This is a genomic window from Peribacillus aracenensis, assembly GCF_025175645.1.
GTDB lineage: Bacteria > Bacillota > Bacilli > Bacillales > DSM-1321 > Peribacillus > Peribacillus aracenensis.
On the sequence record NZ_JANZMJ010000048.1, the window covers coordinates 23923 to 29955 of the forward strand.

A 6033-nucleotide genomic window follows, 5' to 3' on the forward strand; every position below is an offset into this window, starting at 1 on the left:
ACGTACAAGCTTAGCATCTTAAACAGGTGTTTTTTCAATTTGCTACCATACATATAACTAAATTTTTCTATCGAATAAATTAAAGATAAAAATCAACTTCTTAACTAAATTAAAGGTTCTTGAGTACGTACTATGGTATGAGCACGTATTTTTAGAAGTAATAAAGAATACCTGATTTTATTTTTTATTTGGGTATTATTTACGTGCATAAGTAAAAAACACCCCTTTTAAAAGGAGTGCCCTCTTGTTATACAATTTCAGGGTAATAACTAACTGGAATTTTCTAAACCCAACACAACTAGGAAAGCTATCTAACCTTGTTGGGCCAAAGTAACAGAATCAATCGCCAATTTTGACGCTTTTTCGGGAAGTTGATAAGCAATAACTTGATCGTTTTCTTTGTCCTCTTCTTAATAATATCGCATAGATTTTAGGGATATCGTTGCTACTCTTTTTTTTATGGAGCTAAAGTCAGGTTAGTTCAACAGTACTGTTTGATCTTTGTTCAACAATTGGGCCATCCTAATGATTTTTAGATAAAATAACCTATTTTTAATAAACCCTATATAAAATTCAGAATATTTAGTATAATATATTTATAATTGGTACGGACATCATGATGTTTATGAATCTTTTTCAACAGCATTTAGGAGGGGGGCTCTTTCAAGTTGTTTACATGAAATATTTCTTAGAAAATCATCGGTGTATATGGAAAAAACAAGAAGTGTTATGGATAGGATCTTAAATCAGAAAAGGGGTTTTTTCTTGAAAAGGAATTTTTTAAGTAAAAGAAGTTTGTTTATCTTCTCCCTAGTTTTTGTGCTTGCATTAGTAGGCTTTTCTTCAGGTACACTTCCAGACCATCTTGATTCTCTTGCACCTGACACTGTTTACTTTAACGGGAAAGTTATCACCATGGACAAAGGTGCTACCATTGTCGAAGCCGTAGCAGTCAAGGACGGAAAAATCATTGCCGTTGGTTCAAATAAGGAAATTGGTAAGTTAAAGGGACAGCACACGAAAGTCGTTGATTTAATGAATAAAGTGTTATTGCCGGGGTTCTATGATGCCCACAGTCATTTTCCGAGCTCCGGAATGGACGGGACTGTTCAAGTTAATTTAAATAGTCCTCCGGTAGGTCCTATTAAAAATATTGATGATCTGATCATTGCCTTGAAAGATCGAGCTATGGAAACCCACGAAGGTGAATGGATACTCGGGCGAGGGTACGATCAGACACTTTTAGCGGAAGGACGTCACCCGACACGTGAAAATCTGGATAAGGTATCAACGGAGCATCCAATCTATATCGGACATACTTCCGGACATTTAGCAGTAGCTAATAGTGTTGCACTTAAATTGGCGGGAATTACAAAGGATACTCCCGATCCACCTGGTGGGGTAATCGTAAGAGACCCTAAGACAGGAGAACCGACTGGGGTATTAGAGGAATCTGCCAAAGGTCTTGTAAGTGAGCATATTCCTGTTGTTACAGAAGAGGAAAACCTTGCAGCGTTTAAAAAGGCTGTCCAGGATTATATCTCAAAAGGTGTAACGACCTCGGTTATAGCCGGGGCAAATAAACAGGGTCTTATTGATTTACAAAGATATCAGAAGCAAGGATTGCTGCCGTTAAGGGTTACAGCCATGGGTGCGGGGTTTGGTGGCGTTATAACCCCTGGTGAATTAGGCGGTATTGTAACAGGTTTCGGCAGTGATATGCTGAAGCTTGGCCCTGTGAAGCTGTCTCATGATGGATCCATTCAAGGATACACCGGCTATTTAAGTAAACCGTACCACGTGCCTCCGGGAGATGATCCAAATTATCGGGGATATCCGGCGACAAGTCGTCAGGAATTAACGAAGCGAGTAGTGGATTTGCATAAGGCTGGATACCAAATTGCGATTCATGGTAACGGAGACGCAGCGATTGATGATATTCTTTACGCCTTCCGTACTGCCCAGGAGGAGTATCCGCGTAAGGATGCCCGTCATCGTATTGAGCATGCTCAAATGGCTAGATTAGATCAATTGGATGAAATGAAGAAATTGGGTGTTACACCATCATACTTTGTTTCCCATACCTTCTTTTGGGGCGATCAGCACAGGGATATATTCATGGGCCCTGAACGTGCAGCTATGATGAGTCCTCTTAAATCTTCCATTGATCGTGGTATTAAATTTAGCATTCATCTTGATTCTCACATTACTCCAATGGACCCGCTGCAGGCAGTATGGTCTGCTGTTAACCGGATTTCAAGAAGCGGAAAAGTGATTGGTCCGGAGCAAAGAATTACACCATTAGAGGCACTTCGCGCAGTAACAAGTGATGCAGCATGGCAAAACTTCGAGGAAAATGAAAAAGGCTCAATCGAAAGAGGAAAATTTGCGGACTTTGTTGTTCTGGAAGAAAATCCGTTAACAGTTGACCCTATAAAAATTAAAGAAATCAAAGTACTTAAGACAATTGTGAACGATAAGGTTATCTACGAAAATTAAATTAAGGATAGGATGCACGGGGACGGTTCTACTGCTTCATTCTGAAGCACAAGAACCGTCTTTTTGCTTCCTTCGCGCCCGGCAAGCCGTTATTTGCTAGTTGTCGAGAGTCCAACCCGAGTAAGTGCAAAGACGCTCGGTAGCTGATAGGCAAATGGTGGAGAAATCCTAAGGTTGAAGCCCTTTGACAAAGTAACTCTCTTTAAGTGGGGGAATCCCAGCTATTACAAAGTTAGGTGCTTATTCAAGAAAAGGGCGCGAATCTTTAATGAGAATCGCTTATTTTAATGAACTAACGGGTGTGTTAGTTTAAGGATTAAATTAAATATTATAAGGGCATGTTTTGATTAATCTTTTTTCAAAACATGCCCTTTCTATTCCTTCAATTATCAAGGTTTCTTGGATTAATTGGATCAAACTTTGTTTCAAATCTACAATAAAAGATAGATTTTAAAGGTTAATGGAAGAATAATGAACAGGGGTTTATGACGTGAACTATAAAAAAACCACCATTTTAGCGTCAGATAGAGATTTAAAGTGTCATAACTCATTAAAAAAGGATAAACGCTCCATGGGGGGAGTCTGTCCAAAACCAAGTGAACTATATTCACGAACCGTTTGGATTAACAGCGTAAGCAGTATTCCGTTACGAACCCTATTTCAAAATCACATTATGTTTGACCAAAACTATTTCTTGTTAAGGAATCATTAAAATATTAATATTGTTTTAATATTAAATCATTAAAAGAATTTTGTTAATATTAATGAAATTAATATAATTTTAAGAACTAACTTAGATTGAAAGGGGAGTATATGAGTAATTCACTTATTGGAAAAGCAGTGTGGGGGATGGCTTTAATTTTCTTAGGCATTTCTATGCCGCATTGGCTTAGCTCACAAAATGTAGGCCTAGGTATACTAATGAATATTATGGAGGAAAATCCCCATGGGAATACTCTATTAATACTGGCTTTTTCCATAGTTATGCTTAATACAATTCGCGCACTTCCATTTTATATTGGTGCTATTATGTTGGGAAATGCATTAGGAGAAAAGTTACAGAGGAATTGGCTCAGAATAGCTATTCCTCTTGCTGTCATCCCACTTACCTATGCAATTATAAATTTATCAATTAAATCTAATTATCACTTTGGTATTCCAGCCATTATCATACTTTTATGTATCATCTTAGTACAATTATTGGAAAAAGGAAGATTGGGATTATTTATGAAATCCCTTATTCTTGTTCAAATTCTTTTTGGGGTACAGTGGTTAGATGAGGTGCCTTTTCTTACAAGGTATGGGTTCGGTCATGGAGCCATCTCTACTAACGTCAAGAAATGGGCAATTGAAATTGGATTCGATCAAGCTCTTTCGTTATATGCAATCGTGTTATGTTCTATATTTCTAATTAATGCTTTTATTCTGATGGGGTTTCTCGTTAGATGGAGGATTATTCAAGAACTGCACATTATAAAATTAGAGGCTCTAGAAGCTCGTTCTGATAAAGAAGTGTTGAATCTGGTTCATGATTTAAAAACTCCACTAGCCTCTATTGAGGGGCTCATTTCTTTAATTGGTCTATATAATAAACATGAAAGAACCAAAGAATATTGTGGTAGTATTTCATTGTCTATTAGTTCTATGAGTGAAATGATTTCTGAAATTTTATATAAATCACACAAGAGTTGTTGTTCTTTAAAAAATCTGGTTGATTATACCTTGTCAAGCCGATTAAGTGGTACCGATAAAAAGGTCAATCTAGAATTACCCGATCAACCAGAAACAATTAAAATTTGGGTTAATAAGATCCGGATGACTCGTGCGATAGTAAATTTGATTAATAATGCTTTTGATGCCATTGAAGGATGTCCTGAAGGAAAGGTGACTATAAAAGCTAAAACTTATGGCAATCAGATTTTGTTAGGTGTATCCGATAATGGAAAAGGAATGAATGAAGAGGAGCAGAAGAAGATTTGGAAGGCTGGATACAGTACAAAATATCAATCAGGAATTGGATTATCTTTTGTTCATCAAGTGGTGGAAGAGCATAAAGGAACAGTTTCTATTGAAAGTAAAATTGGACAGGGAACCACAATTTGGATGCATCTAGCAGGAGGGAACAATGATGAAGATTTTAGTTATTGATGACGACAAATCAGTTCGCTATATGTTGAAAGAAATTTGTGATTTTGCAGAATGGAAAGTAATAGCTTGCTGCAATGGAAAAGAAGGTGTAGAACAATTTATAAAGAATGAGATTGACATTGTTCTCGTAGATTTTCATATGCCTGTAATGGATGGACTAATGACCGTTTCTGAAATTCGTAGACTCAATAGGGAAGTTCCCATTCTCGTTTTAACGGTAGATGAACGCCAAGAGATTGCTGATCTTTTTTTAGAGAAGGGGGCAACTGATTTTGCATTAAAACCAATAAAAGCGCCTGACCTCATCTCTCGAATTCAATTACATAAGCGGCTTTTCGAAGCAACAAAGACAAAAGGTGATGTTTTTGTAACGAAAGGAATGAGTCAAACGACTTTATCCCATGTTTCAGTATTTTTACAATCTTGTATTCAGCCCTGTGCGATTGCTGAGATTACAAAAGAAGTAGGTTTAGCTTATCCTACAGTTTATCGCTGTTTAATTCATTTAATCCAAAAAGGGAAAGTACGTACAATAGTGAGTTATCAAAAAATTGGTAGACCTAAAAACCTTTATGAGTGGGTATGAATTTACTATATGAGCATAATCTTGAGTCGTGGCTGTAACTAAGTTCACAAAGACTAGAGTTATGCTTTTTCTTTTTTTTCTTTTTTTTCTATTTTATAAGAAAAAAAGTGTAGATATAATTCTGTTAATTAGAAGATTTGATTATTAATATAGTTGTTTGAAATTTAAATAATGTTAAATTTTCTGAAAATAAAATGAAAGGGCTTTCAGTGATAGAGAGGTTTATGTAAGGTAGTATGTTTAAAAAGTATCTTTATTCAACAATTTAGTAGATAGAAAGAAAAGAAAAAGGGGACATTTAATGAAAAAATTAAGTTTAGCTAGCCAAATTTTCATTGGTTTAATTTTTGGGATTATCGTTGGCACCATTTTTTATGGTAATGAGACGGCCCAAAACTTTTTACAGCCATTGGGAGACATTTTCCTACGAATGATTAAAATGATTGTTGTGCCAATCATTGTATCAAGCCTTATCGTTGCAGTTGCAGGTGTAGGTGATTTGAAAGCAGTAGGTAAACTAGGTGCTAAATCATTATTATACTTTGTTGTGGTAACGATGATTGCGATTGTTGTTGGTTTAATTTCCGCGAATATCATCCAGCCTGGTGCCGGTGTGAATATGAATAATCTGGAACAAACTGATATATCCACTTATGTTGATACAGCCGAAACCAAGCAGCATGAATCGTTCGTGGATACAATCGTTCACATTGTGCCATCCAATCCAGTTAAAGCCATGGTAGAAGGCGATATGCTAGCGATCATTTTCTTCTCCGTGTTGTTTGGACTTAGTATTGCGG

General features: G+C 36.4%; 4 protein-coding genes. All 4 read left to right on the forward strand.

Translation table 11 applies throughout. The annotated features are described in order from the left end of the window. The first annotated feature begins 765 nt into the window (after nt 1-765). Nucleotides 766-2499, forward strand: a complete 1734-nt coding sequence (locus tag N0M92_RS27420) for an amidohydrolase (RefSeq protein WP_260288774.1) — start codon at nt 766-768, stop codon at nt 2497-2499. Nucleotides 2500-3312: 813 nt separating this feature from the next. Beyond that, nucleotides 3313-4647: a sensor histidine kinase gene (locus tag N0M92_RS27425; RefSeq protein ID WP_260288775.1), complete on the forward strand. Its 1335-nt coding sequence runs from the start codon at nt 3313-3315 to the stop codon at nt 4645-4647. Continuing rightward, nucleotides 4625-5233 carry a response regulator gene (locus N0M92_RS27430; protein ID WP_260288776.1) on the forward strand — a complete coding sequence of 203 codons (609 nt, stop codon included), beginning with the start codon at nt 4625-4627 and terminating at the stop codon, nt 5231-5233. The genes N0M92_RS27425 and N0M92_RS27430 overlap by 23 nt, the downstream gene beginning before the upstream one ends. Nucleotides 5234-5534: 301 nt before the next feature. Then, a partial coding sequence (locus N0M92_RS27435) for a cation:dicarboxylate symporter family transporter (RefSeq protein ID WP_260288777.1) occupies nt 5535-6033 on the forward strand: 499 nt, incomplete at its 3' end.